Annotated in this window: 20 protein-coding genes and 3 tRNA genes; 16 read left to right on the top strand and 7 right to left on the bottom strand. The window is 59.6% G+C overall.

Translation table 11 applies throughout. The annotated features are described in order from the left end of the window. Window positions 1–107: 107 nt before the first annotated feature. Complete coding sequence (locus JDW18_RS04720) at window positions 108–1,820, top strand: FecR family protein (RefSeq protein WP_218243768.1); 1,713 nt, start codon at window positions 108–110, stop codon at window positions 1,818–1,820. Between the two features lie 116 nt (window positions 1,821–1,936). Continuing rightward, window positions 1,937–4,270 (top strand): CHASE2 domain-containing protein, encoded by a 2,334-nt coding sequence (locus JDW18_RS04715; RefSeq protein WP_218242559.1) that lies wholly within the window; start codon window positions 1,937–1,939, stop codon window positions 4,268–4,270. 98 nt (window positions 4,271–4,368) lie between these two features. Here JDW18_RS04715 and JDW18_RS04710 read toward each other — a convergent pair. The 4 genes from JDW18_RS04710 to hrcA form a co-directional block, all read right to left on the bottom strand. Continuing rightward, window positions 4,369–4,445, bottom strand: a tRNA-Arg gene (locus JDW18_RS04710). 107 nt (window positions 4,446–4,552) lie between these two features. Next, window positions 4,553–5,296, bottom strand: coding sequence for a histidine phosphatase family protein (locus JDW18_RS04705; RefSeq protein WP_218242558.1), 744 nt, complete (start codon window positions 5,294–5,296; stop codon window positions 4,553–4,555). A 204-nt stretch (window positions 5,297–5,500) separates the two neighbouring features. Continuing rightward, window positions 5,501–5,577, bottom strand: a tRNA-Ile gene (locus tag JDW18_RS04700). A 52-nt stretch (window positions 5,578–5,629) separates the two neighbouring features. Continuing rightward, window positions 5,630–6,637 carry a heat-inducible transcriptional repressor HrcA gene (gene hrcA / locus JDW18_RS04695; RefSeq protein ID WP_218242557.1) on the bottom strand — a complete coding sequence of 336 codons (1,008 nt, stop codon included), beginning with the start codon at window positions 6,635–6,637 and terminating at the stop codon, window positions 5,630–5,632. Window positions 6,638–6,666: 29 nt separating this feature from the next. On the opposite strand from hrcA, the gene JDW18_RS04690 reads away from it, so the two are divergent. From JDW18_RS04690 to JDW18_RS04660, 7 genes are all read left to right on the top strand, one after another. Further along, on the top strand, window positions 6,667–7,566 hold the full coding sequence (locus JDW18_RS04690; RefSeq protein ID WP_218242556.1) for an NAD kinase: 900 nt from the start codon (window positions 6,667–6,669) through the stop codon (window positions 7,564–7,566). A 2-nt stretch (window positions 7,567–7,568) separates the two neighbouring features. After that, window positions 7,569–9,311, top strand: coding sequence for a DNA repair protein RecN (gene recN / locus JDW18_RS04685; RefSeq protein ID WP_218242555.1), 1,743 nt, complete (start codon window positions 7,569–7,571; stop codon window positions 9,309–9,311). Between the two features lie 4 nt (window positions 9,312–9,315). Next, window positions 9,316–10,230 (top strand): RNase adapter RapZ, encoded by a 915-nt coding sequence (gene rapZ, locus JDW18_RS04680; RefSeq protein ID WP_218242554.1) that lies wholly within the window; start codon window positions 9,316–9,318, stop codon window positions 10,228–10,230. A gap of 3 nt (window positions 10,231–10,233) precedes the next feature. Continuing rightward, entirely contained in the window at window positions 10,234–10,947 is a 714-nt protein-coding gene (locus JDW18_RS04675; protein WP_218242553.1) for a winged helix-turn-helix domain-containing protein, read from the top strand. Window positions 10,948–10,952: 5 nt separating this feature from the next. Beyond that, on the top strand, window positions 10,953–12,419 hold the full coding sequence (creC, locus tag JDW18_RS04670) for a two-component system sensor histidine kinase CreC (protein ID WP_218242552.1): 1,467 nt from the start codon (window positions 10,953–10,955) through the stop codon (window positions 12,417–12,419). 83 nt (window positions 12,420–12,502) lie between these two features. Next, window positions 12,503–13,990: a cell envelope integrity protein CreD gene (gene creD, locus JDW18_RS04665; RefSeq protein ID WP_218242551.1), complete on the top strand. Its 1,488-nt coding sequence runs from the start codon at window positions 12,503–12,505 to the stop codon at window positions 13,988–13,990. After that, window positions 13,987–14,286, top strand: a complete 300-nt coding sequence (locus tag JDW18_RS04660; protein WP_218242550.1) for a hypothetical protein — start codon at window positions 13,987–13,989, stop codon at window positions 14,284–14,286. The genes creD and JDW18_RS04660 overlap by 4 nt, the downstream gene beginning before the upstream one ends. 49 nt (window positions 14,287–14,335) lie before the next feature. Here JDW18_RS04660 and mutY read toward each other — a convergent pair whose 3' ends face one another. The 3 genes from mutY to mutM all read right to left on the bottom strand — a co-directional run bounded on the left by mutY (window position 14,336) and on the right by mutM (window position 18,498). Then, window positions 14,336–15,403 (bottom strand): A/G-specific adenine glycosylase, encoded by a 1,068-nt coding sequence (mutY, locus tag JDW18_RS04655; RefSeq protein WP_218242549.1) that lies wholly within the window; start codon window positions 15,401–15,403, stop codon window positions 14,336–14,338. Window positions 15,404–15,407: 4 nt separating this feature from the next. Beyond that, complete coding sequence (locus JDW18_RS04650; RefSeq protein ID WP_218242548.1) at window positions 15,408–17,402, bottom strand: dynamin family protein; 1,995 nt, start codon at window positions 17,400–17,402, stop codon at window positions 15,408–15,410. Window positions 17,403–17,667: 265 nt separating this feature from the next. Further along, the gene (mutM, locus tag JDW18_RS04645) at window positions 17,668–18,498 is read right to left on the bottom strand and encodes a bifunctional DNA-formamidopyrimidine glycosylase/DNA-(apurinic or apyrimidinic site) lyase (RefSeq protein WP_218242547.1); all 831 of its coding nucleotides are present in this window, start codon (window positions 18,496–18,498) and stop codon (window positions 17,668–17,670) included. A gap of 83 nt (window positions 18,499–18,581) precedes the next feature. Here mutM and JDW18_RS04640 point away from each other — a divergent pair, with 83 nt between their 5' ends. The 7 genes from JDW18_RS04640 (at window position 18,582) to pth (ending at window position 24,408) form a co-directional block, all read left to right on the top strand. After that, window positions 18,582–20,336: a tetratricopeptide repeat protein gene (locus JDW18_RS04640; RefSeq protein WP_246610277.1), complete on the top strand. Its 1,755-nt coding sequence runs from the start codon at window positions 18,582–18,584 to the stop codon at window positions 20,334–20,336. After that, the gene (locus JDW18_RS04635; protein ID WP_218242545.1) at window positions 20,333–20,836 is read left to right on the top strand and encodes a lipoprotein insertase outer membrane protein LolB; all 504 of its coding nucleotides are present in this window, start codon (window positions 20,333–20,335) and stop codon (window positions 20,834–20,836) included. The genes JDW18_RS04640 and JDW18_RS04635 overlap by 4 nt, the downstream gene beginning before the upstream one ends. 53 nt (window positions 20,837–20,889) lie before the next feature. Then, entirely contained in the window at window positions 20,890–21,753 is an 864-nt protein-coding gene (ispE, locus tag JDW18_RS04630; RefSeq protein ID WP_218242544.1) for a 4-(cytidine 5'-diphospho)-2-C-methyl-D-erythritol kinase, read from the top strand. Window positions 21,754–21,783: 30 nt separating this feature from the next. After that, a tRNA-Gln gene (locus JDW18_RS04625) sits at window positions 21,784–21,860 on the top strand. Window positions 21,861–21,903: 43 nt separating this feature from the next. Then, window positions 21,904–22,863, top strand: a complete 960-nt coding sequence (locus JDW18_RS04620) for a ribose-phosphate pyrophosphokinase (protein ID WP_218242543.1) — start codon at window positions 21,904–21,906, stop codon at window positions 22,861–22,863. Window positions 22,864–23,019: 156 nt separating this feature from the next. Further along, on the top strand, window positions 23,020–23,646 hold the full coding sequence (locus JDW18_RS04615; protein ID WP_218242542.1) for a 50S ribosomal protein L25/general stress protein Ctc: 627 nt from the start codon (window positions 23,020–23,022) through the stop codon (window positions 23,644–23,646). 129 nt (window positions 23,647–23,775) lie between these two features. After that, window positions 23,776–24,408: an aminoacyl-tRNA hydrolase gene (gene pth, locus JDW18_RS04610; RefSeq protein WP_218242541.1), complete on the top strand. Its 633-nt coding sequence runs from the start codon at window positions 23,776–23,778 to the stop codon at window positions 24,406–24,408. Window positions 24,409–24,474: the final 66 nt, after the last annotated feature.

Here is a 24,474-nt window from a genome sequence, read left to right as displayed (position 1 = left end):
TGAGTTTTTTCACTTTTCATAGCAACTACCGCACACCCCATCTACGCTATATGCCTATTTCCCTCTCAACCCTGTCCATTCCCTTTCCGCGCAAGTCCGTCCCCTCCATGCAAATGGTGCTGGCCTGCAGCGGCGTGGCCGGACTGGCGCTGACAGGTCAGGCAATGGCGCAGATTCGCCCAGCCTCGCCTGCTGGCGATGTGATCGAGCACCGCGTGACTGCGGGCGATACGCTGGAACAGCTGGCCTCCCGCTATCTGGGCGACCACACCCGCTGGACTGCGCTGCAAAGCCATAACCGCGTGCAAGACCCGCTGCGCCTGCAACCTGGCTCGGTGCTGCGGATTCCCACACGCCTGCTGCGCGCTGCGGCGGCCTCGGTGGAATTTGTGCAGGGTGATGTGCGCAGCACTCGCTCGCTCAGCCACCTGGCCGACACGCCCGCCAATACAGCGGCCGCCAGCCAGCCCGTGCAAAAAGGTCAGTTGCTGGAAGAAGGTGATTCGCTCAAGGTGCCAGCCAATGGCTTTGTCTCGGTCCGCCTGGCCGATGGTTCGCTGGTGCGCGTGCAATCTGCCTCTGATGTAGAGCTGCGCCAGATGCGCCGCAAAGGCCGTGCGGGCACCCTGCAATCGGTGCTGGACCTGCGTGAAGGCGGTGTTGAAGCCTCTGTCTCCAAACAGGTGCAGACCGAGCGACGCTTTGAAATTCGCACCCCATCGGCATCAACCAGCGTGCGCGGCACCCAGTTTCTGGTGCTGACCGACGCCCAGGGCCAGACGGCCGCAGCAGTGGATGAGGGCTCCGTCTCCGTACAGTCGGGCCGCCCCTCTGCCCTGCTCAAGCCCGGTCAGGGCGTGGCTGTTTCTGCCAATGGCCAGTTGAGCAAACCCACGGCCATGCTGCCCGCACCGGATATCGCTCTGTGGCCCGCCCTGGCCGAAGATGCCAGCTGGGTTAGCCTGCCGCTGCCCGTCATGGCGGGTGCAGTGCGCTATCAGGTTCAACTGGCCGAGCACAAAGACCTGAACCAGATCGTGCGCAGCGGCCTGTTTACGCAATCACCAGCCCGCCTCACCGGCGTGCCAGACGGCAACTATCTGGCCACCGTGCGCGCCATTGATGCCAACGGCATTCCCGGCGCGCGCAGCACGCACAGCCTGCGCGTGAAGGCCACGCCCGTGCCGCCGCTGTACGAATCCCCCGAGCCTGATGCCGTGGTGGGCCTGGGCCAGCGCGGCTTGCAGTGCACCAAGGTTGAGCAAGCCTCGTCCTACCGCATTCAAGTCGCTGCCAGCGGTGCAGACTTTGCCCAGCCTCTCATTGATGTCAGTGCCTTGCAGGAGTGCAGCCTGGCCGCACAGGCGCTGGCCAAGCTGCCCGTAGGCGACTACCAGTGGCGCGTTGCCAGCACCCGCACGCTGACCAATGGCCAGCAAGACCCCGGTCCCTTTGCCCCGCCCCAGCGCATGAAGCTGGCCGAAGCGCCCAAATCGCCAGAGCTGCAAATGGGTGGCTCTGCCGGTGAAGGCAGCCGCAATATTCGCTGGGCAGGCGAAGAAGGCCACCGCTATCACGTCGTGGTGGCTCAGGATGCGGAATTCTCCAAACCACTGGTGGACACCTGGCTGACCCAGCCCCAGTGGTCCACCCAGGATCTGGCCGCGGGCAGCTATTACCTGCAGATGCAGGTGGAAGACAGCAACGGCCTGCGCAGCAACTTCACCCCGGCCCGCCAGTTTCAGACGGGCAACTGGGTCACTACCGGTGATGGCCAAAGCCTTTCCTCCGGCGATGGCGTGCGTCTGATGCGCCAATAAAAAAGTGAGCTGCCTGCGCATGATGAATATGATTCCTCATACGCTTTCTCACTCAAACCAATGCATGGCAGGCGCAAGCAGCTATGCATTCATGAGCAATCACCACCCCAGCCCCCATGCCTGAAGCCGCAAGCCGCAAGCCGCCCAAACTGCGCTACAGCTGGTTGCTGCTCAGTGCTTTCCTGCTGACGCTGGTCTATGCCCTCAGCGCCCCCGGTCAGCTCACACGCTTCAATAGCGCAATACAGGACGCCTCGGCCTGGCTGCACCAGCGCGCAGCCTCGCCGGATGTCGTCATCGTCGCCATTGACGATCACAGCATCGAATCCATTGGCCGCTGGCCCTGGCGCCGCGCTCTGCATGCGGCTGTCATCGAACGCATCTCCGCTGGTCAGCCACGCGCCATTGGCATGGACATTGTCTTCAGCGAAGAAGACCTGGACTACCCCGGCGATGACCTGCTGCTGCAGCCCGCACTGCAAAGGAATGGCCACACCGTTTTGCCCATCACGCGCAGCGCACAAACCCAGATCAACGAGCCCCTGTCCAGCCTGCGCAGCGCCGCTATTGCACTCGGGCATACACAGATGCCCGTGGATGCCGATGGCGTGGTGCGCCGCTTCAACGCCATTGAAGGCCCCAAGGAATCGCCCCAGTGGCATATGGCGCTGAGCCTGCACTGCGTAGGCCAGACGGGCAAGCCATGCCAGCCAGCGCAGGCACCTGCAGATGCACCCAGCGCCTCCTGGCTGCAATTGCAGCCTCAGGTCATTGCCTTTGCCGCGCCTCAGCAGGGCAACACGCCATTTGCCACGTACTCGTATATCGATGTGCTGCGCGGCGATATTCCTGCTGCTGCATTTCGCGGCAAATATGTGCTGATAGGCGCCACCGCCGCAGGGCTTGGCGAGAAATTCACCGCCCCCGTCGGCTTTGGCGCCAGACTGATCTCGAATGTGGAAATGCTGGCCCATGTGCTCAGCGGCATTCAGCAAGACCTGCACCTGGAGCCGGCGTCTCCCGAACTCAACCGCGCCCTCAATCTCATCGCCGTGCTGCTGGCCTTGCTGGCACTGGCCAGGTTTGGCCCTTCTGGCGGGCTGCTGGCCTGTGCCGGGCTGGCAATCCTTGCACTTCTGACAGCCGGGCTGGCGCCGCGCTGGGGTCACATACAGACCGCACCCGCAGCGGCTTTGCTAGGCCTAGCCTCTGCCTACCCCCTGTGGAGCTGGCTGCGGCTGCGCTCTGCCACGCAATTTCTGGCACTGGAGCTGCGCGACCTGCAAGGTCAGGGCCTGCCAATCAGCAGCGCCAATGTTCTGACCGGAGATGCACTCGATCAGCGCATTGCTGCCGTGGAACAAGCCTCCCGCCAGTTGCGCTCTCTGCACCATTTCGTCAGTGAAAGCCTGCGCCAGCTCCCATCCGCCACTTTTGTCTGCGACCGAAGCGGCAAAGTGCTGCTGGCCAATACGGCCGCCCACGCCTATGTCGCCAGTCTGGGAATCCAGCTGCAAATGGGTGATGATCTGGTGAGCCTGCTGGCTGGCTTGGGCCAGGCTAATACCCCAGGCCGGCACAGCACCCCATCGACACCTGCAGCCCCGCTGCTGCAGCGCAACGACATGCAGCAGGCATCCCTACCCCGCCAAAGCGAGGGCCGCGATGCCCAGGGCCGCCACCTCATGTTGCTGAGTCAAGCCTTCGAGGCGCCACCCAACTCAGGCTGGCTCATCACCCTTGTAGATATCAGCGATCTGCGCAGCGCCCAGACCCAGCGCGATCAGGCCATGCAATTCATCTCGCATGACATTCGCAGCCCCATCGGCTCCATCATCACCCTGCTGGAAATGCAGCGCGGCAGTCGCGCACCTTCCGCCGACGAGGCATTGTTTGAACGCATCGAAGGCTATGCGCAATCCTCACTGAAGCTGGCAGACGACTTTGTGCATCTGGCCCGCGCGCAGCAGCAAAGCTACCGCAACGAAGCACTGGACCTGGGCCTGCTGGCCGATCAGGCCGTATCAGACAGCTGGACCGCCGCGCAAAAACAGCAAGTACAGCTGATCTTCGAGCTGCCAGAAAACGAAACCATGGTTGCAGGCGACCCCGGCCTGCTCTACCGCGCCGCAGTCAACCTGCTGAGCAATGCCATCAAATACGGCAAGCCCTCAGACACGACCGCCACATCTACCGTGGAGTGCAGCGTGATTGACAGCCATGAATTCTGGGGGCTTGCCATCCTCGATCATGGCCCCGGCATGGATGCGGCCTCACTGGCGCGCCTGAGCCAGCCTTTTGAACGCCTGCAGCAACACCAGCGCATGGATGGTGTGGGCCTCGGCCTGGCATTTGTGCGCACCGTGGCACAACGCCATGGCGGGCAGCTGCAAATCCAGAGCGAGCTGGGCAAAGGCAGCACTTTCACCTTGCTGATTCCCAAGGCCTGACAAGCAGGGGAGCTGATTGCCTCAGCTCAAAACACCCCCATCAGAGCCCAGAAACGAAAAATCCCCAGAACTTTTCAGTTCTGAGGATTGACGTTTTTTGGTGCGGCTGGCAGGAATCGAACCCACGACCCCTTGGTTCGTAGCCAAGTACTCTATCCAGCTGAGCTACAGCCGCAACAGGGTTGTATTCTAGCAGCGTAAAAATGCCCTTCAGACCAAATCTCGAACTTTTTCGCAATCAGGCGAAAAAAAGCGGCTTTCCACAGCCGCTGTGGCTTGGGCTCAGCCTCCCCCCATCACCTGGCCTCGCGCATCAGAAGACGAATCATGCTGAAGCTTGCGATACAAATGCTCCTGAAAGCTCACGGCCCACGAATCTCCGCCCTGCGAACGCAAAACATAAACGCCGCAGTTCGGCATGGGCAAAGCCAGTTGATAGCGCCTGAAAGCAGCCATCGACAAGCTGTCGCGCCAGCCAAAGCCCTGCAGTTGCCAGATCAGCAAGGCAAACCACATTCCATGCCCAAAAATAACCGTGTTGTGTTCAAGTGCAGCAAGCTGACCACGAAACTGATTCACACGAGCCGCGAATTGCTCAAACGACTCAGCGTCTTCGCCATGCTGCACTTGCGGCTCTGCGGCATCCCAATAGGCATCAATCAACGGTTTTCGAAAATCCACCGATGTCCCATTCACCACGCTCGGCGAGAGCGTCACGAACTCATGAAGCACAGGCAGTTCACGTGAACTCAAGCCCCAGCGCTGGCAAAACGGCTGGGCCGTATTCTTTGCCCGTACATAGTTGGATGTAATGACCTGCCGTGGCGTAATCTCCAGCAAACTCGCCAGATCAGCCGCCTGCTGCACACCTGTCTGAGTCAGAGGTATCTGGGCCGGATCATGGGTAATCTCACCCGCATTGGCTGCACTTTGTCCGTGTCGGACGATGTAAATATCAGTCATCAAATCAACATTCCAGCAAAGACGGCCCCAGAGAAAGTCTCTCGAACCCGAGATCAGAATCATGAATGAGACTAATCCATTGCCGGTTTCCCTGTCTGGCAGATCTGTCTGATTTGGAAGTGCTATTTAAGCCCGCACGGTTACACATGGAACCGCACCGGAAAGACTGCTTCGCCTGTTTTCTGAAGCCCTGTCCACCGTCAACGCAAACATTTGCAGAAGGCAATAAAAAACGGGCTACGATTTCTCGTAACCCGTTGATATTATTGGTAGGGCGTGGCGGACTTGAACCGACGACCAAAGGATTATGAGTCCTCTGCTCTAACCAACTGAGCTAACGCCCCAGCACTGACAACAGCTATGGCCGCCATCAGAAAAACTCTGCCATTGTAGGGCCTAACGCTTGTGGCTCAGAGCATTGCTCACCAGTTTGGATGTGATATCGACAATCTGGATCATCTTGTCATAGTGCATGCGCGTGGGGCCAATCACGCCCAGTGTGCCGACGATCTGGCCATCGAGCTCATAGGGGGCGCTGACAACAGACAGGTCTTCAAAGGGCACCGTCTGGCTTTCGCCTCCAATATAGATGCGCACACCGTCAGCCTGGTTGGAAAAATCCAGCAGGCGCAGAATCTGGGTTTTCTGCTCAAACAGATCGAATGCGCGGCGCAGGTTTCCCATATCGCTGGAAAAATCGCTGACAGAGAGTAGATTGCGCTCTCCGGCAATAACCACGTCTTCCTGCTCGTTGCCGCTCATGACTTCTGCACCGACATTGACTGCAGCTTGCATGAGCGAAGCAACTTCACCGCGCAGTTGCTCGACTTCTGTCTTCAAGCGTACACGGACTTCCTCCATAGTCAGCCCCGCATAGTGGCGGTTCAGAAAGTTGGAGGCTTCAATCAGCTGCGAGGCACCGTAATCCACATCGGTAAAGATCACGCGGTTCTGCACATCGCCTTCGGGCGAGACGATGATGACCAGAAAGCGGCGCTCGGACAATCTCACAAACTCGATATGCTTGAAGACGGAGCTGCGGCGCGGCACCATGACCACGCCCACAAACTGGGAGAGGCTGGAGAGCAGATTGGCCGCATTGGCGATGACTTTTTGCGGCTGCTCAGGCACCAGATTCGGCGTTACAAGGTCAGCCCGGTCCACGGTGAGCATGGTGTCCACAAACAGGCGATAGCCTCTGGCTGTGGGCACACGGCCCGCCGAAGTATGTGGACTGATGATCAGCCCCATTTCTTCCAGGTCGGCCATCACATTTCTTATGGTGGCAGGCGACAATTCAAGCCCGGATGCACGTGAGAGTGTGCGCGAGCCGACTGGTTGACCGTCAGCGATATAACGCTCGATCAGCGCTTTGAGCAATAACTTGGCACGTTCGTCGAGCATGATTTCATTTTAATGATGTAATTTCCCAGATGACATCCACGTTTCGCCATATTGCCCTGATCGGTAAGTACCACAGCCCGGCTGCGGCTGCCCCTTCTGCCGAGGCCAGCGCCTCGTTGCAACGTATTGCGGCCCATGTGCGCAGCCTGGGGTGCGAAGTGATTCTGGATACCCAGTCCGCCATCTATTCGGGCATGACGGACTACCCCAGCATGGATGTGGATGGTCTGGGCAAGTATTGCGACCTGGGTCTGGTGGTTGGCGGTGACGGCACCATGCTGGGCGTCAGCCGCCATCTGGCACGCTATGGCACGCCGCTGGTGGGCATCAACCAGGGGCGCCTGGGCTTTGTGACCGATATTGCGCTGGAGGACTTCGAAGCCTCCATCACCTCGATTCTTCAGGGCGAGTACGAAGAGGATGAGCGCCCGCTGATGCACGCTCGCGTCATGCGCGATGGCGTCTGTGTCTTTGAAGCGCAGGCCATGAATGATGTGGTGGTCAACCGTGGATCGACCTCGGGCATGGTGGAGCTTCGCGTAGAAGTGGGAGGCCAGTTCGTCTCCAACCAGCGCGCTGATGGACTGATTGTGGCCACCCCTACGGGATCGACGGCCTATGCCCTGTCCGCAGGCGGCCCCATGCTGCACCCGTCGATTCCGGCCTGGGTCATGGTACCGATTGCGCCACACAACCTGTCAAACCGCCCCATTGTTCTGTCAGACACTCAGGAAGTGACGATTGAGGTCGTGGGCGGGCGAGGCGATGTCAGTGCCAATTTCGACATGCAGTCGCTGGCATCGCTGCAGCATGGCGACCGCATTTTGGTCAAGCGTGCCGACCATAGCGTGCACTTTCTGCACCCCAAGGGCTGGAACTACTTCGCCACGCTGCGCAAAAAGCTGGGCTGGAACGAGGGAGGCTCCTGATCATGGCCTTGAAGCGCATCGTCCTTCAGGACTTTGTGATCGTCCAGTCACTTGATCTGGACTGGCAGGCGGGCTTCACCGTGCTGACCGGAGAAACCGGCGCGGGCAAATCCATCATGCTGGATGCCCTGCAACTGGTGCTGGGCGCCCGTGCGGACGCTCAAGTCGTGCGTGAGGGTTGTAGCCAAGCCGATATCTGCGCCGAATTTGACTGCCCCGCGCACCTGCAGCCCTGGCTTGAAGAATCTGGCTTTGCGCAAGAGCCTGAGCTGCTGCTGCGCCGGGTCATAGACAGCCAGGGCCGCAGCCGTGCATGGATCAATGGCTCGCCCGCAACGGCCACACAGTTGCGCCATCTGGGTGAACAGCTGATCGATATTCACGGCCAGCACGCATGGCAAAGCCTGACTCGACCGGATTCGGCCCGCGCCATGCTGGATACCTATGGCGGCATCGATACCAGCGCGCTCAAGACTTTGTGGAGCGCCTGGCATGGAGCCAGCCAGATACTGGAGCAAGCCCTTTCCGCCCAGGACAATCTGCAGCGTGAGCGTGAACGACTGCAATGGCAGATTTCCGAACTGGACAAGCTCTCGCCACGCGCTGACGAATGGGATGAACTCAACGCCCAGCACACGCGCCTGTCGCATGCACAGACGCTGATGGATTCCGCCCAGACCTGCCTGCAACTGCTGGAAGATGATGATGCCGGTGCCGCCAACCCCTTGGGCAGAGCGCACCATATGCTCCAAGATCAGGAGCACCTGGAGCCAGAGTTTCAAAACATCGCCGACGTGCTGGGCTCCTGCGTGGCTCAGTTGCATGATGCACGCCACTCTTTGCAGGCCTATCTGCGTCGCGCCGATCTGGACCCGGAACTTCTGACACATCTGGATGAACGCCTGTCGCTATGGATGCAACTGGCACGCCGCTACAAGCGCACCCCAGAGGAACTGCCCGCCTTGCTGGAGGGCTGGAAGCAGGAGCTGCGTCAGCTGGATGCCGCTGTGGATGTGGATAGTCTGCGCGCTGCAGAGCAAGCTGCACACCAGCACTTTCAAACCGAGGCTCGCCAGATTTCGCAGCAACGTGCACTGGCCGCGCCACGCCTTTCCCGGGCCATTACCCAGTCCATGCAGACCCTGGGCATGAAGGGCGGACGCTTTGAGGTTCAGCTGGAGCATGGGCAAAACGCCGGCCCTGCAGGTACAGACAGCATTACGTTTCTGGTCGCCGGTCACACAGGTGCCACACCTAAACCGATCGCCAAGGTGGCGTCTGGTGGCGAGCTATCCCGCATCTCGCTGGCCATTGCCGTAACCACCAGCGAACTGGGCCAGGCGGGCACGCTGATCTTTGACGAGGTGGACTCCGGCGTGGGTGGTGCAGTGGCCGAAACCGTGGGCCGCCTCATGCATTCGCTGGGCGCCTCGCGCCAGGTGCTGGCCGTCACCCACCTGCCGCAGGTTGCCGCTTATGCCGATCAGCATTACCGCGTGACCAAACGCCCCAAATCCAACACCACCATCAGCAGCGTTGACCCCTTGATGGGAGAGGAGCGCGAGATGGAGATGGCCCGCATGCTGGGCGGCGAACACTTATCCGATGCAACGATGGCACATGCCCGAGAAATGCTGGGCATGGCAAGATTGGCATCCAGCCCCAACCCGAATACACCCGGCACCCGGGATAGAAAATCGACAACTGCCACCCGCAAAACTGGCAGCAAAGTCAAAGGAGTGTGAAATCATGTCTATGGAGCTTGTTCTGATCAGTGGCATGTCCGGATCGGGGAAATCCGTTGCACTGCATGCGCTGGAAGACGCAGGCTATTACTGCGTGGACAATCTGCCGCCCGAGTTGCTGCAATCCTTTGTCGAACTCAAGCTCAGCCAGAGCAATGACAAAGTGGCCATTGCCATGGATGCGCGCAGCGCCCAGGGCCTGCCCCAGCTCCCAGACCAGCTCGATCGCCTGCGCAAGCAAGGCATCACCCCCAAGCTGGTGTTTCTCGATGCTGGCACCTCCACGCTGGTGCGGCGCTTTTCTGAAACACGCAGGCGTCACCCGCTGTCTCCCGGTGCTGTAACCGCAGAGCGTCAGGCTCTGGGGCAGGACATCGAGAAAGAACGCGAGCTGCTGGGTTCGCTGCGCGATCAATCCACCGTCATAGATACCAGCGATCTCAAGTCCGCACAGCTGCAAAGCTACATCAAGCAGGCCATCCAAGCCCCTGAAGACCAGATGACGCTGGTGTTCCAGTCCTTTGGCTTCAAGCACCGCATGCCCTCCGACTCCGACTATGTGTTCGATGTCCGCATGCTGCCCAATCCGCACTACGAAAAAGACCTGCGCCCCTTGACGGGCTTGGACGAGCCCGTGGCCAGCTATCTGCAAAAAATGCCTGAAGTGCAGCAGATGCAGCAGGACATTCAGCAATTTCTGGAACGCTGGCTCCCCCTGCTGGCCAAAGACCACCGCAGCTACGTAACGATTGGCATTGGCTGCACAGGCGGGCAGCACCGCTCGGTCTATCTGGTCGAAGCCTTGGCCAAACACTTCGAGAAAAAGTGGCCCACCGTGCGCCGCCACCGCTCTCTGGATTTCCGTGGCCGCTTCCTGCAGGTTTCCCAGGAATTTCTGGCCGTACCTGCCGCCAGCTGATCCATGCCCGGCCTTGCCCCGTCAACCGATGCCCCGCAGGTTCTTCTGCTGGAAGATGACCCTGCCATCGCCCGCACCATCTGCTACGCACTGCAGCGCGAAGGCATTGCTGTGACACACAGCCTGCTGATTGCAGATGCCAGGCAGCAATGGGCGTCCCGCTCATTTGACGCTTTGCTGATGGATGTGGGCCTGCCGGATGGCAATGGACTGGACTGGTGCCGGGAGCTGCGCTCGGGCGGCTCAATTGCACCGGTTCTGGTGCTCAGCGCTCGCAGCGAAGAAATGGACAAGATTCTGGGGCTGGAGTTGGGCGCAGACGACTATCTGACCAAGCCCTTCAGCCCCCGCGAATTGCTGGCCCGCATGCGTGCCCTGCTTCGCAGATCAAGGCAATTTCAGCCCGTAGCGCAGACCCAGCCTGCGCAAGCACTTCAAATAGATGAGCAAGGGCAGCGTGCTTTGATCCATTCTCAGACTCTGGATCTGACCCGACGCGAATTCCAGCTGCTGCAATGCCTGAGCCGCAGCGCTGGGCGCATTCTGAGCCGTGAACATCTGCTGGAGCAGATATGGGGCTTGCACAGCGAAAGCACCGACCGCACGGTGGACACGCATATCAAAACCCTGCGCGCCAAGCTGCGCGAATGCCTGCCCGACCAGGAACTCATCACCACCCACCGTGGCCTGGGCTACAGCCTGAGCCTGCCTGAATAAGCATCATGCGCCTGGGTCTACGCCTGTTTTTCGCCTTCTTCCTGATCAACGGGCTGGCCGCATTTTTCGTGCTGCAGGTCTTCATGGTGGAAGTCAAACCCAGCGTACGCAAGGTGACTGAGGACACACTGGTTGAAACCGCATACGCACTGGCTGCACTGGCCAGCGCCGACATGGCTGGCGGCCAGTTTCAGCCGGGCAAAAGCAGTGCCTTCAGCCAGCAGCTGTCGCATTACACAGACAAACCCATACAGGCGTGGATCTGGGACAGCCGCAAGACACATCTGGACCTGCGCGTGACCGTCACCGATGCACAGGGCAAAGTGCTGTTCGATTCGCAAGGCCGTGACGAAGGTGCCGACTACTCGCGCTGGCGAGATGTTTACCTGACGCTGCGCGGCGAATACGGCGCCCGTACCACCAGAGCTATCAAGGACGACGAATCCAGCAGCGTGATGTATGTCTCGGCCCCTATCTGGGTCAACGGCCAGATTGCGGGCGTGCTGACCACCTCCAAGCCCTCACGGTCGGTACAAAAAATCATCGACAGCGCAGAGCGCAAGATTCTTCGCGGCGGCCTGCTGTTTGTCTTGATCTCTGCAGGAGTGGGCTGCGCCGTAACCTGGTGGTTTGTGGTGCATGTGCGCAGGCTGCGCAACTACGCCCAGCACGTGCAGGCACCCACGCTGCATGAGTCAGCCCATCCAGAGCAGGCTCCGCCGCCGCTGGCCGTTCCCGCCATGCCGGGCGAGCTGGGCGAGCTGGCCCAGGCCATGGACAATATGCGCAAACGTCTGGAAGGCCGTGACTACATCGAAGGCTATGTACGCGCCCTGACCCATGAGCTCAAAAGCCCGGTAGCTGCCATTCGCGGTGCAGCTGAGTTGCTGCTGGAAGATTTGCCCGCCGAAGATCGCCAGATGTTTGCCCAGCAGGTCATGGACCAGAGCCTGCGCCTGCAGAACCTCATCGATCAGTTGCTGCAACTGAGCCGGCTGGAGCAGCGCCAGCAGCTGGATGCCAGCCACTCCTGCAGCCTCATGCAATGCGCGCAGCAGGCCACAGATGCGCTTCGCAGCCAGGCAGCGCAGCGCCAGATTACGCTGCAACTGCACGGCGTGGACAGTACCGGCCCATGGGAGCGCGGACTAGTAGAGCTGGCCATCAGCAATCTTCTGCAAAATGCGCTGGACTTTGCCCCCAGCGGCAGCAGCATAGACATCGCTCTCAAGCCCCATGGCATCACCATACGTGACCAGGGCCCCGGCGTTCCAGACGCGCTGCTCAGCCGACTTGGCGAGCGCTTCTTCACCACAGCCAGACCCAACGGAGAGCGCAGCGGCACGGGCCTGGGCCTGTCCATCGTCACGCGCATCATGCACTTGCACGGCGGCAGCATGCGCATCTGCAATATGGCCCCAGGCCTGGCGGTTACTCTGGATTTTTCTTCCCCATCGCAAAAAATGGCGTGACTTCACACTGACTTCACAGACTTCATTGCCTTCACACAGTCGCTGACGAAACTGCCCCCGAAAACCATTTTTCGGGAGCTTTCATGAAACACCGGCTGCTATTCAAAGTTGTCTCTTTGCTGATCGTCATAGCCCTGCTGATGCTGGGTCTGAGCATGATTCAGGACGTGGTACGCGACCGTATTCGCAACCGTGATTACGCCATTCAATCCGTAGTCTCCAGCCTGGCCGGGCCACAAACCCTGATTGGCCCGGCTCTGGTGCAGAGCTGTACCGAAACCATCAGCACCGCCAACGGTAAAAAGATCGAATACACCACGCGTGAATTCCAGCGCCAGCTGCTGCCAGATAGCGTGAACCACAATGCCAATGCCGCAATGGAAGAGCGCTCACGCGGCCTGCATCGCATCAACGCCTATGTGCTGCACGACCAGATTGAAGCCAGCTTCACCAATGCAGACCAGTTTGCGCAACCCGCAGAAGTCAGCAGTGCAGTGCGTGTGACGCATCCTCTGAGCGCGGGCAAATCCACCACCAGCTGCGACAAGCTCTACGTGTCTTTTGCGCTCAGCGACCCACGTGGCATTCGCAGCGCCACCATCGAAGTCAACGGCAAAGAACTGAACGTCGAATCCGGCACCTCACTTGAGCAATACAGCAAAGGCATTCAGGCCGTCATCCCCAGCGCTTCCATCAAAAAAGGCGAGCCTCTGAACATCCGCCTCAAGCTGCAACTGCTGGGTACTGAGCGCCTGGCGTTCACTCCCATCGCATCCGAAAACAAAGTAACGCTGACTGCCGACTGGCCTCACCCCTCGTTTGGCGGCAGCTTCCTGCCTTCACGTCGCGAAGTGACAGATAACAGCTTTACGGCTGACTGGGAAATTTCCTCGCTCGCCACTTCGGCCAGCACCGCCTTCAACCGCCAGCAGAGTCTGTGCAGCGCCTCTTATTACGGCAATGACTCCTCATACGAAATCGACAACACCGTGCGTGCGGCAAGCACCGGAGCCGACGGCAGCGGCCCATGCCTAGAGTCCATGGACACCGCCTTCGTCAACCCCGTCAACATCTATTCACTTAGTGACCGCGCCACCAAATACGGCGCCCTGTTTGTGATCCTGACCTTCTTGGCCGTGGGTTTGTTTGAAGTGATGAAAAAGCTGCGCGTTCACCCGGTGCAGTACCTGCTGGTGGGTTCAGCCCTGTGCAGCTTTTTCCTGCTGCTGATCAGCTTTTCCGAGCATCTGGGCTTTGCCACTGCCTACACCATTGCAGCCAGTGCCTGCGTGACTTTGCTGGGCTTCTATGCCAGCCATATTCTGGGCAGCATCAAGCGGGGGCTACCATTTGCACTGGCCATTGGCGCACTCTACGGCTTGCTCTACGTGCTGCTGCAACTGGAGCAGACCGCGCTGGTAGTGGGCTCGATCGCACTGTTTGCCGTGCTGGCCCTGGTCATGATCTGCACCCGCCATGTGGACTGGTATGCCTTCACCGCCAATGACGGCGATAGCGCAGCCAACAAGCGCCCCGCACCCGCAGCCAGCACAAACGAGGAGCTGTCATGAACACCTCCCGCACTTCGCTGAGCCCTGAAGCCATGGCTATGCTCAAAATCTCGGCACAGCATCTACAGGTCACCAACCTGGACATAGCCCTGGACATCGATGTACAGAACTACCGCCAGCTATGGCAGGCCGCCCAGACGCAAGGGGATAGACAGCTGCTGCGCGCACTGCGCCAGCAGGTAACTCATGTGGGCAAGGATCTGCAGCAGCGCAGACAGACCCCGCAAAACCGCATGCTGTGGCTGGACTGGCTCAGTCTGCGCTGCTCCATGGTGATTCCGCGCGTGCGCTTCTGAAGCGCGTGAATCCCATGAAAAAAGGTGACTCAGACGTCACCTTTTTTATTCAGCTCAGCTGGGCATCCAGCAGCTTGCGTACGGGCGCTGGCAAGCCCATTTCAGCCCAGGCAGACGGGCCTGCCCAGCAAGCGGCTTCCGCTTCTGAAACCATAGCTGCATGCGCTTTCTGGACGGGCACAATCACCGGATGCAAGTGCAAATCCTTATGGGTCAGCACATGCAAAAAAGCAGGCAGATGCGTCCACTTTGCAGCGTCGGCGCCACTCCAGTTACGCTGCACATACTGCTGCAGCTGATCTTCACTTTCAAAAACCGGAGGACTGTACAACCCCGCCCATATGCCAGCCTGCGGGCGCTTTTGCAGCCACACCTGGCCTTGCTCGTCCATGGCAATGAGCAGCCACCAGGATTCTGCCGAGCGCTTGAGCTTGCGTGTGCGCACGGGGTAGTTTTCTGGGTTCCCCGCTTTGCCTGCGCGGCATTCGCCATGCAGAGGGCAGACCAGACAGCTGGGCTTGCGTGGCGTGCAGATGCTGGCCCCCAGGTCCATCATGCCCTGCGTATAGCGCGGCATGGCCTCTTGCAGATTCTGCGTTGGACATAGCTGCTGCGCAAATTCCCATAGCTGCCTTTCATTGCGTGACTGCGCCAGATCGGCATCAAAAGCCAGCACACGAGTCAGCACACGGCGCACATTGGCATCCAGAATGGGCACCCGCTCGGAAAAGCAAAACGATGAAATGGCACCCGCCGTTGAGCGACCGATGCCTGGCAGTGTTGCCAGCTCTTGCGCAATGCGCGGGAAAGCGCCGCCCCACAGCTCCATCACGGCCTGCGCGCATTTGTGCAGATTGCGCGCACGGCTGTAATAGCCAAGGCCACTCCACAGCGCCAGCACTGCATCCTGAGGGGCAGCCGCCAGACTGGCCACATCGGGAAAAGCATCCAGAAAGCGCTGGTAGTAGCCCAGCACAGTGCTCACCTGCGTTTGCTGCAGCATGATTTCCGACAGCCAGACACGATAGGGGTCACGGGTTTGCTGCCAGGGCAGGTGGTTGCGGCCATGGCTGGCCTGCCACTGCACAACAGCAGTGGCAATCGAAGGGAGAGTCAAGATTTCAAGCTACCAGATTAATGTCCAGCTGCACGGCATTGGTCTGCTTTCCGGACACCAGTGGAAGCAGCAATTGCCCGGTCACTCTGGACAGTTGTGACTGCAGCACACCCAGCCTGAGCTGTGCGCTTTCCATCTCGGAAATACGTTCTTCCAGTCCCGTGGCTGCACCTCGTATGCGGTCCACGGCTTCCAGGCGGCGTGTGTAACTGCGTTTGCGTTCCCGCAATTGTGCATCGACTGGCGCAGTCAGGGATTTGCTCCACATATCCACATCGTTGGATGCGGCTTCAAACACTGTGCGCATGCGCAGCGCCAGCGCCTTGATCAGTCGCTGCGAAAACTCTGTGCCGCTGAGCTTGATAGCACTGCCCAGCCCCAGATACTGGGTATAGCTGGCTTCAATGCTGCGCAAGTCATCGGTGAATTCAGGCAGCACCAGCTGAGGTGGAACCTGCAGCGAAAATCCATACTCCGCATTGAGTTCCTTGAAGGAGGAGCTGAGCATGGCGTGAATTTCATTGGCCTGGCCCAGTGCCTTGGCAGCCAGCGCATGCAAGCGCTCGAAGGTCTGGGCATAGACTTTGCGCGCACCCAGCTTCAGGCCACGCTGCTCCAGCGCCTCCTTGAGTTCAGCCAGTTCGGCCTTGAGCGTGCCCGAGCTCAGCAGCTGGAATAACTCCTTGAGCATGCGCATATGTACCGCACGCATGGCCAGAATCTTGGTCGTGCTTTGCTCGAATTCTTTTTGCTCCGCCTCGATGCGGCTGCGCATGCTGCCAATCACATTGGCGTTCTTGCCGCGCAGGCTGCACAGCTCGGCCAGTTGGTCATCAAGATCGTTGCGGCGCATATTGATAACGCGCTCAACCTGGGTTTGCAGCTGGGTCACATTGGCCTGCATGGCCGCCTGCAGCACCTGCTGGCGACGCCCCATGATGCCGTTGGCCAGCAGGTCTTCGAACGCTGGCAAACCACTGGCCTGCAGCAGCGCATCATTTTTGCCCACCTTGGCCACCAGACCTTTTTGCGCAGACACAGGCAGTACCTGGTCTTCAGGCAGGCCCAGAAGGTGGGCAGAGTCCTGCTGCTGACGTCGTAGCTGGGCCTGTACCTGAGCACCCGAGCTCAGGCTGTCCCACAAGGTATCGATCTTGTTGAGCACCACCAGCCGCGAGCTCATCAGCACCTCATCGCCACCCGCCTTGCCTGCACCGGCAGGCAATACGTGGTCGCGCCAGATGGCGAGGTCGGACTTGGTCACCCCCGTATCAGCGCCCAGCACAAACACCACGGCATGGGCCTGCGGAATCAGGTTGACGGTCAGTTCAGGCTCGGCGCCCACTGCGTTGAGGCCGGGTGTATCCAGAATCACCAGCCCTTGGCGCAGCAATGGGTGCGGCATATTGATCAGGGCATGGCGCCATCGGGGCACTTCCACCAGCCCACTGGCATCAACCAGCGGGTTGTCCGCCGCTTCACCGTCATGCCACAGCCCCCATTCGCGCGCCTGCTCGATGGTGACTTTGCGCACCTCGGCCACCTTGGCCAGGGTATCGGCGATTTGCTGGGCATTGGCAATATCCAGCGCATGCTCCTGCCAAGCATCGCTGCGCATGCGCCACTGTCCAAGGCTTTCCACCGAGGCACGGGTTTCAATGGGCAGCAGGCGCAAACAGGGCTGCAGCTCGGCATTCCAGGCCAGCTCGGCCGGGCACATGGTGGTGCGCCCCGCACTGGCGGGCATGAGGCGCCGGCCATAGTGGGCAAAGAAAATGGCGTTAATCAGCTCGGACTTGCCGCGGGAAAACTCGGCCACAAAGGCCACCATGACCTTGTCGCTGCGCATTTGTTCTTCGAGCCGCTGCAGACGCTCCTGCACTGAAACGTCCAGCAGATCCTGCGCCATCAGCCACTCGCGCAGTTCCTGCAGTTGCGTGGCAAAACCGCGTCGCCATGCGCCGTGCTGATCAAACTGCTCGTTGAATGAAGCTCCCACGTGAATCCTCTTTGTATTTGCTGCAGACTTAGCAAGCGCCAGCTGCCCGAGCCTGCAAAATATAGCACTGGCCCAAGACGGAGCTGCACAGGGCTAGGCCCGATGGTCCGAGCTGATGAGTATCGTTCGACCTTCCTCGCATCAGTCCGCAGCCAGACTGCTTGGGGCTGCTTGCTGATGTATATCAAATTCAGCCACCGAATTTCAATCAAATCAACATCAAGCGCTTATCAGTCAAGCGCAAGCGGCTATCAATATTGATAGCTCACTGCAGTTTCTGGCAGCGCGCGCAATAGTAAGTGCTGCGCTGGCCCTGCTTCATCAGCCGAATGGGCGACGCGCAATGCGTGCATGGCAGGCCCTCTCGGCCATAGACCTTGGCCTGCAGCTGAAAGTGCCCTTCCATGCCATTGGCTGACGAGAAGTCACGCAAAGTGGTGCCGCCCTGCTCCACCGCCAGCGCCAGAACAGCGCGAATAGCCTCGTACAGCGCCCTGACCTTGCGCGCCCCTATATCGCGTGCCGGTGTTGCCGGGTGAATACGAGAGATGAACAACACCTCAGAAGCATAAATATTGCCTACCCCGACCACCACACTGCCACTGAGCAGCAATTGTTTGATGGGCGCACGGCTTGCCGCCAGCCCTTCCTTGAAGGCCTGCAACGTAAAGCCATCCTCCAGCGGCTCCATTCCCAGATGGTCCAGCAGCTTGCGCGCCAGACCATCTGTTTCTGACGGCACATAAATCACCGCACCAAAGCGGCGCGGATCATGCAGCCGCAGCAGCCCCCGCGTGGTCTGCAGATCAAAGTGGTCATGCGGGCCCGCCGCGCCCAGCGCAGGTTCATCACTGGCCACAAAGCGCAGGCTGCCGGACATGCCCAGATGAATCAGCAGCAGCCCCTCACTCAAATCCAGCAGCAGATATTTTCCTCGGCGGCGCACTGCCAGCACCTGCCGCCCCACCAGCGCCTGTGGCAACAGGCCCAGCGGCCAGCGCAACGGCTTACCCAGCGCCGCAGAAAGAATTTGCGCGCCCGCTATGCGCTGCGCAAACGAACGGCGCGTAACCTCAACTTCGGGCAATTCAGGCATGCAATCTCATCTTCGCCAAGTGTTCAACAAGCTTCGATTATTATGGGCCGATGGCTCATCCTCTTCGTTTTCAGGGACTCGCCGTGGCCGCTATTTTGGCCATGGGAACAGCAATCGCCTCCGCTCAACTGGCGGACCCGCCCGTTCAGCCCACCGAGTCGGAGCAGACCTCTGACCTGGAAAAAGCCATGGACACCGAGAACCGCCAGGCTGCCATGTCGGCCGAGCTGTTCTACGAGATTCTGCTGGGCGAAATGGCGGCCCAGGAAGGTGCACTGGGCGATGCCCAGGCGCTGATGATGGAAGCTGCGCGCGCCAGCGAGAGTGAAAAGCTCTACCGCCGCGCCACCGAGCTGGCGGTGCAGTCTCGCTCTGGCGATCAGGCTTTGCGCAATGCCCGGGCATGGCTGAACGCCTACCCCGACTCCAAAGATGCCAACCGCGCCGTGCTGCGCCTGATGGTGGCACTGAACCGCATTGCAGACTCAGCCTCCTATCTGCGCCGCGAAGTGGAGCTGACGCCTGCCGAAAAGCGCGGCGCAAGCTTCCTTGGCATTACCCAGCTGTATAGCAATGCCTCCGATAAACCGCTGGCCGCCGATGTGGTCGAGCAGGCGCTGGACGGCAGCCTGAAAGACCCGCAGAACGGCCCCGTGGCCTGGGCCTCCATCGGCCATCTGCGCCTGATAGCAGACCAAAAGCCTGCCGCACTGCAGGCCCTGCAAAACGGTGAGAAGCTCAACCCGGGCTCCAGCGCCATTGCCTTGCTGGCCATGGAGCTGCTGGAAGCAGGGTCCGCCGAAGTTGAGCCGCTGGTTCAGCGTTATCTGGACAAGAATCCGTCTCCCCAGCTTCGTATGGGCTTTGCCCGGCTGCTGATCGGGCAAAAGCGCTTTGCCGACGCCAAAAAGCAGATCCAGACCATCACGACCGAGTCTCCTGAATTTCCAGAAGCATGGGCCGTTCTGGCCAATTTGCAGTTGCAGGATAAAGAGCTGGACGCTGCCCAGCAGTCCATCAACCAGTTTGCCGCTCTGCAACCCAAGCTCCCCGAAGGCGTAGCCCGCAAAGCAGGCCTTGCCCAGCTCAATCTGCTGCAGGCCGACCTGGCAGAAAAGCGCAATCGCTATGACGAAGCCGATGCCTACCTGCAGCGCATTCCCGATGCAGCCAATCTGCTGAGCGTGCAGACCCGCCGCGCCGACCTGCTGGCCCGTCAGGGCAAGATCCAGGAAGCCCGCGCCATCATTCGCGCAGTTCCTGCCGATGGCCCCAATCAGCAAAGACTCAAGCAGGTCGCTGAAGTCCAGCTGCTGCGCGACGCCAAGCTCAACGAAGAAGCCTATGAGCTGCAAACCAAGCTGCTGAGCCAGTTTCCCGACGATATGGAACTGACCTACGACACGGCCCTGCTGGCCGAAAGAGTGGGCAAGACCGAGCAAATGGAGCACCTGCTGCGCAAAATCATTGAGCGCAAGCCCGACTTTCAGCATGCCTACAACGCGCTGGGCTACTCCTATGCAGAGCGCAATATCAAACTGGACGAAGCCCAGTCTCTGATTCAAAAAGCGCTGGACATGACGCCGGGCGACCCCTTCATTACCGACAGCCTGGCCTGGGTGCATTTCCGCCGAGGCCATCTGGATGACGCCGAAAAGCTGCTGGAACAAGCCTACGCCACGCGTCAGGACGTAGAGATTGCGGCCCACCTGGGCGAAGTTCTCTGGGCTCAGAACAAGCGCGAGCGCGCCCTGAAAATCTGGAGGGAAGGCCTGCAGACCGACGCCAGCAATGCCACTTTGCTTGAAACACTCAAGCGCCTGAACATCAAGCCATGAAGCTGCAGCACCGCTTTTCCGCACTGCTGCTGACCGCACTTTTCCTGGGTGGCTGCGCCCAGCCCGCGCGCCAGTTGCAAAGCGAGGCGGGCAACAGCCAGCACTGGTCTGGCCGCATGGCTTTGCAGGTGCAGAACTCGCAGCAGCAGTCTTTCAGTGCAGGCTTTGAGCTGCAAGGCCGCCCGGAACAAGGCACGCTGCTGGTGTTCAACCCGCTGGGCTCTGTCATTGCACGCCTGCAATGGACCCCGCAAGGCGCCACCTTGCAGCAAGGCGAGAACATTACCGAGTCCGAATCCCTGTCCGAACTCATTGGCCGCATGACGGGCAGCGACATCCCTGTGACTGCACTGTTTGACTGGCTGCAGGGCAAAGACACCCAGGTCAGCGGCTGGAAGACGGATCTGAGCAATGTGGCCCAAGGCCGCCTGCGCGCAGAGCGCTTCAATCCCCCTCCCGAAGCCTCGCTGCGCATTGTTCTCGACCAGGACGCTCGCTGAGTCTTCTTTCCTGGCGCCATGCTTGCGCCCCACTATTTCTCTGATATTTCGCCATGCACTCGCTTTATGACGTGCCGGCTCCGGCCAAACTCAATCTCTTTTTGCACATCACCGGCCGCCGGCCCGATGGCTATCACCTGCTCGAATCCGTCTTCATGCTGATCGACTGGCACGACGTGCTGCACTTTGAACGCAGCCAGTCGGGGCAGATCAGCCGTGAAGACCTGAGCGGCATGCCGCTGCCTGCCGACGACCTCATTACCCGCGCAGCCCGTGCACTGCAGCAGGCCACCGGCTGCACGCAGGGCGTACACATTGGCATTCATAAAAACCTGCCCGCACAGGCAGGCATGGGCGGCGGCTCATCAGATGCCGCCAGCACCCTCATGGCCCTGAACCGGCTCTGGAATCTGGGGTTGACGCGCCAGCAGTTGCAGAACATTGGCCTGACACTGGGCGCAGATGTGCCATTTTTCATTGGCGGGCGCTCCGCCTGGGTCAGCGGCATTGGCGAAAACATTGAGCCTTTGACGGACGTGAACGCTCTGCCCGCACAACAGTTCGTGGTGGTCAAGCCCGAGCACGGACTGGACACCATGCAGATCTTCAAAAGCCAGAATCTGAAGCGCGACACAAAGACTGCTACAATCGCCGACTTTGCTGCAGAGCACTACGGTTTTGGCCGGAACGACTTGCAGCCCGTTGCGCAAGCACTGCAACCCGAAGTGAGCGAAGCCATAGAGTGGCTCAACTCCTTCAAATTGCATGCTAGAATGACAGGCTCAGGAAGTGCAGTCTTTGCACCACTAACGCAGGACATTGACTTGAATAGTGCACCGCGCACATGGAAAGTCAGAATCTGCAAAAATCTTGAAATTCATCCTCTTTCGAGTTGGGTTTCAGATAACAAGTTATAAGGCTTTTTGTTTTCGACAAAAGGCCTGTGTAGGGGAGTCGCCAAGTTGGTTAAGGCACTGGATTTTGATTCCAGCATGCGAAGGTTCGAATCTTTCTTCCCCTGCCAAACATCTTCTTGCGTTAGGCACCCTTAGCACCGGGACGCTCACATGCATTCACATCACTCTGATTTCATGGTCTTCACAGGCAATGCCAATGCTGGCATGGCTGAAGAGATTGTTAAGCACCTTGGCACTACCCTTGGTGCTGCTGACGTTGGCCGTTTCTCCGATGGAGAAGTCGCGGTCGAGATCAAGCAGAACGTTCGCGCTCGCGACGTTTTCGTGGTTCAGTCCACCTGCGCTCCGACCAACGACAACCTGATGGAGTTGCTGGTCATGGTCGATGCCCTCAAGCGCGCATCGGCTGAGCGCATCTGCGCCGTGATCCCCTACTTCGGCTATGCCCGTCAAGACCGCCGCCCCCGCTCCAGCCGCGTGCCAATCACCGCCAAGGTGGTGGCCAATATGCTGCAGGCCGTTGGCGTTGAGCGCGTGCTGACCATGGATCTGCACGCCGACCAGATTCAAGGCTTCTTCGATATTCCTGTGGACAACATCTACGCAACCCCCGTGTTGCTCAATGATCTGCGCCAGAAGAACTACGAAGACCTGATCGTTGTCTCCCCCGACGTTGGCGGTGTGGTGCGTGCTCGCGCCCTGGCCAAGGAACTGGGTTGCGATCTGGCCATCATCGACAAGCGTCGCCCCAAGGCGAACGTGTCGGAAGTCATGCACGTGATCGGCGATATTGATGGCCGCAACTGCGTGATCATGGACGACATGATCGACACCGCAGGCACCCTGGTGAAGGCCGCCGAAGTGCTCAAGCAGCGCGGCGCCAAGAACGTGTACGCCTACTGCTCGCACCCCATCTTCTCGGGCCCTGCCTTGGAACGCATCGGCAACGGCGCAGCGTTGGACGAAGTGGTTGTGACCAACACCATTCCTCTGAGCCCCGCTGCCCAGCAGTGCGGCAAGATCCGCCAGTTGTCCGTAGCTGGTCTGTTTGCCGAGACAATTCACCGTATTTCCACAGGTGATTCGGTGAGCAGCCTGTTTACCGCTTAAAATCTCTGGTTTTTCGGCCTTGAGCCAAAGCAAACCTCCCTAGGGAGGTTTGTCTCGTTCGAGGCCAACGCAAGAATCCACGGCCTTCCAGCAAGGTGCAGATTCTTTTATCAATCGGGTGAGACTGGTCGCGGTCCACCCATCTAGGAGTTAGTTATGCAATTCGTCGCTACTGAGCGCGCTAAGCAAGGTACGGGTGCGAGCCGCCGTCTGCGTCTGTCGGGCAAGACCCCTGGCATCGTTTTCGGTGCTGGTGAAGCCCTGATGATCGAAATCGATCACAACGCCCTGTGGCACGCTGTCCACAAGGAAGCTTTCCACTCCAGCATTCTGGACATGGAAGTGAACGGTCAAGTCTCCAAGGTTGTGCTGCGCGACGTGCAGTTCCACCCCTACAAGAAGCTGATCCAGCACGTGGACTTCCAACGCGTTGAAGCCAACACCAAGCTGCACATGAACGTGCCTCTGCACTTCGAAGGTCTGGAAGAGTCTCCCGCCGTCAAGGGCGAGAACTGCACCGTGACTCCTCTGATGCACGAACTGCAAGTGATCTGCGAACCCGCAAACCTGCCCGAGTTCATCAAGGTGGACCTGAGCGCTCTGACTTCCAAGTCCGTGCTGGGCCTGCAAGCTCTGAAGCTGCCTAACGGCGTGAAGGCTGTGGTGCGTGGCGCCAACAAGAACCCTTCGCTGATCTCCATCAAGCTGCCCGAAGTGGCTCCTGCTGAAGGTGATGCAGCTCCAGCTCCTGCTGCCGCTCCCGCCAAGAAGGGCAAGAAGTAATTCTTGTGCTTGCAGTACAGCGCCCGTCGCTGTACTCAAAGAAAAGGCCCACTCCGGTGGGCTTTTTCTTTGGGATTTTGCACAACGGCACAGCCAGCCTGATTTTGCCCAGAAGAAGATAATCGCTCCATGATCAAACTGTTTGTCGGCCTCGGCAACCCCGGCCCTGAATACGAAGATACGCGCCATAACGCAGGTTTCTGGTGGATTGATGCGCTGGCACGCGAACTCAAAGTCACCCTGATGCCAGAGCGCAGCTACTGGGGCCTGATGGCTCGCACCACCATCAACGGGCAGAACGTCTGGTTGCTAGAGCCGCAGACTTTCATGAACCTCTCAGGCAAGTCCGTCGGCGCGCTGGCGCGCTTTTTCAAGATACAGCCCGAAGAAGTTCTGGTTGTGCACGATGAACTGGACTTTGAACCCGGCATCGTCAAGCTCAAGCATGGCGGCAGCCACGGCGGCCACAATGGCCTGCGCGATATTCATGCCCAGCTGGGCTCTCCCAACTACTGGCGCCTGCGCGTGGGCATAGGCCACCCTGGCAACAAGGGTGAAGTGGCAAACTGGGTGCTCAAAAAGCCGTCACCCGATCACATGAAGCTGATCGAGGATGCCCTGATTCACTCCCTCAAGTCCTGGCCTGAAATGGTGGCAGGCCAGATGGACAAGGCCACGCTTGCCATTCACACCACCAAGGCGCCCCGCCCCAAGCCACCGCGCAAGCCCGCACCCGATGCAGCAGCCGAAGATAAAGCCTGACCGCTGGCAAAAACACCTGCCCTAAACAAAAACAGCTCCTGAAACAGGAGCTGTTTGCGCTTGATT

This window comes from Comamonas fluminis (assembly GCF_019186805.1).
In the GTDB taxonomy this organism is placed as follows: domain Bacteria; phylum Pseudomonadota; class Gammaproteobacteria; order Burkholderiales; family Burkholderiaceae_C; genus Comamonas; species Comamonas fluminis.
Note: the sequence above shows the minus strand (reverse complement) of the source record. Positions and strands in the feature narration are given on the sequence as shown.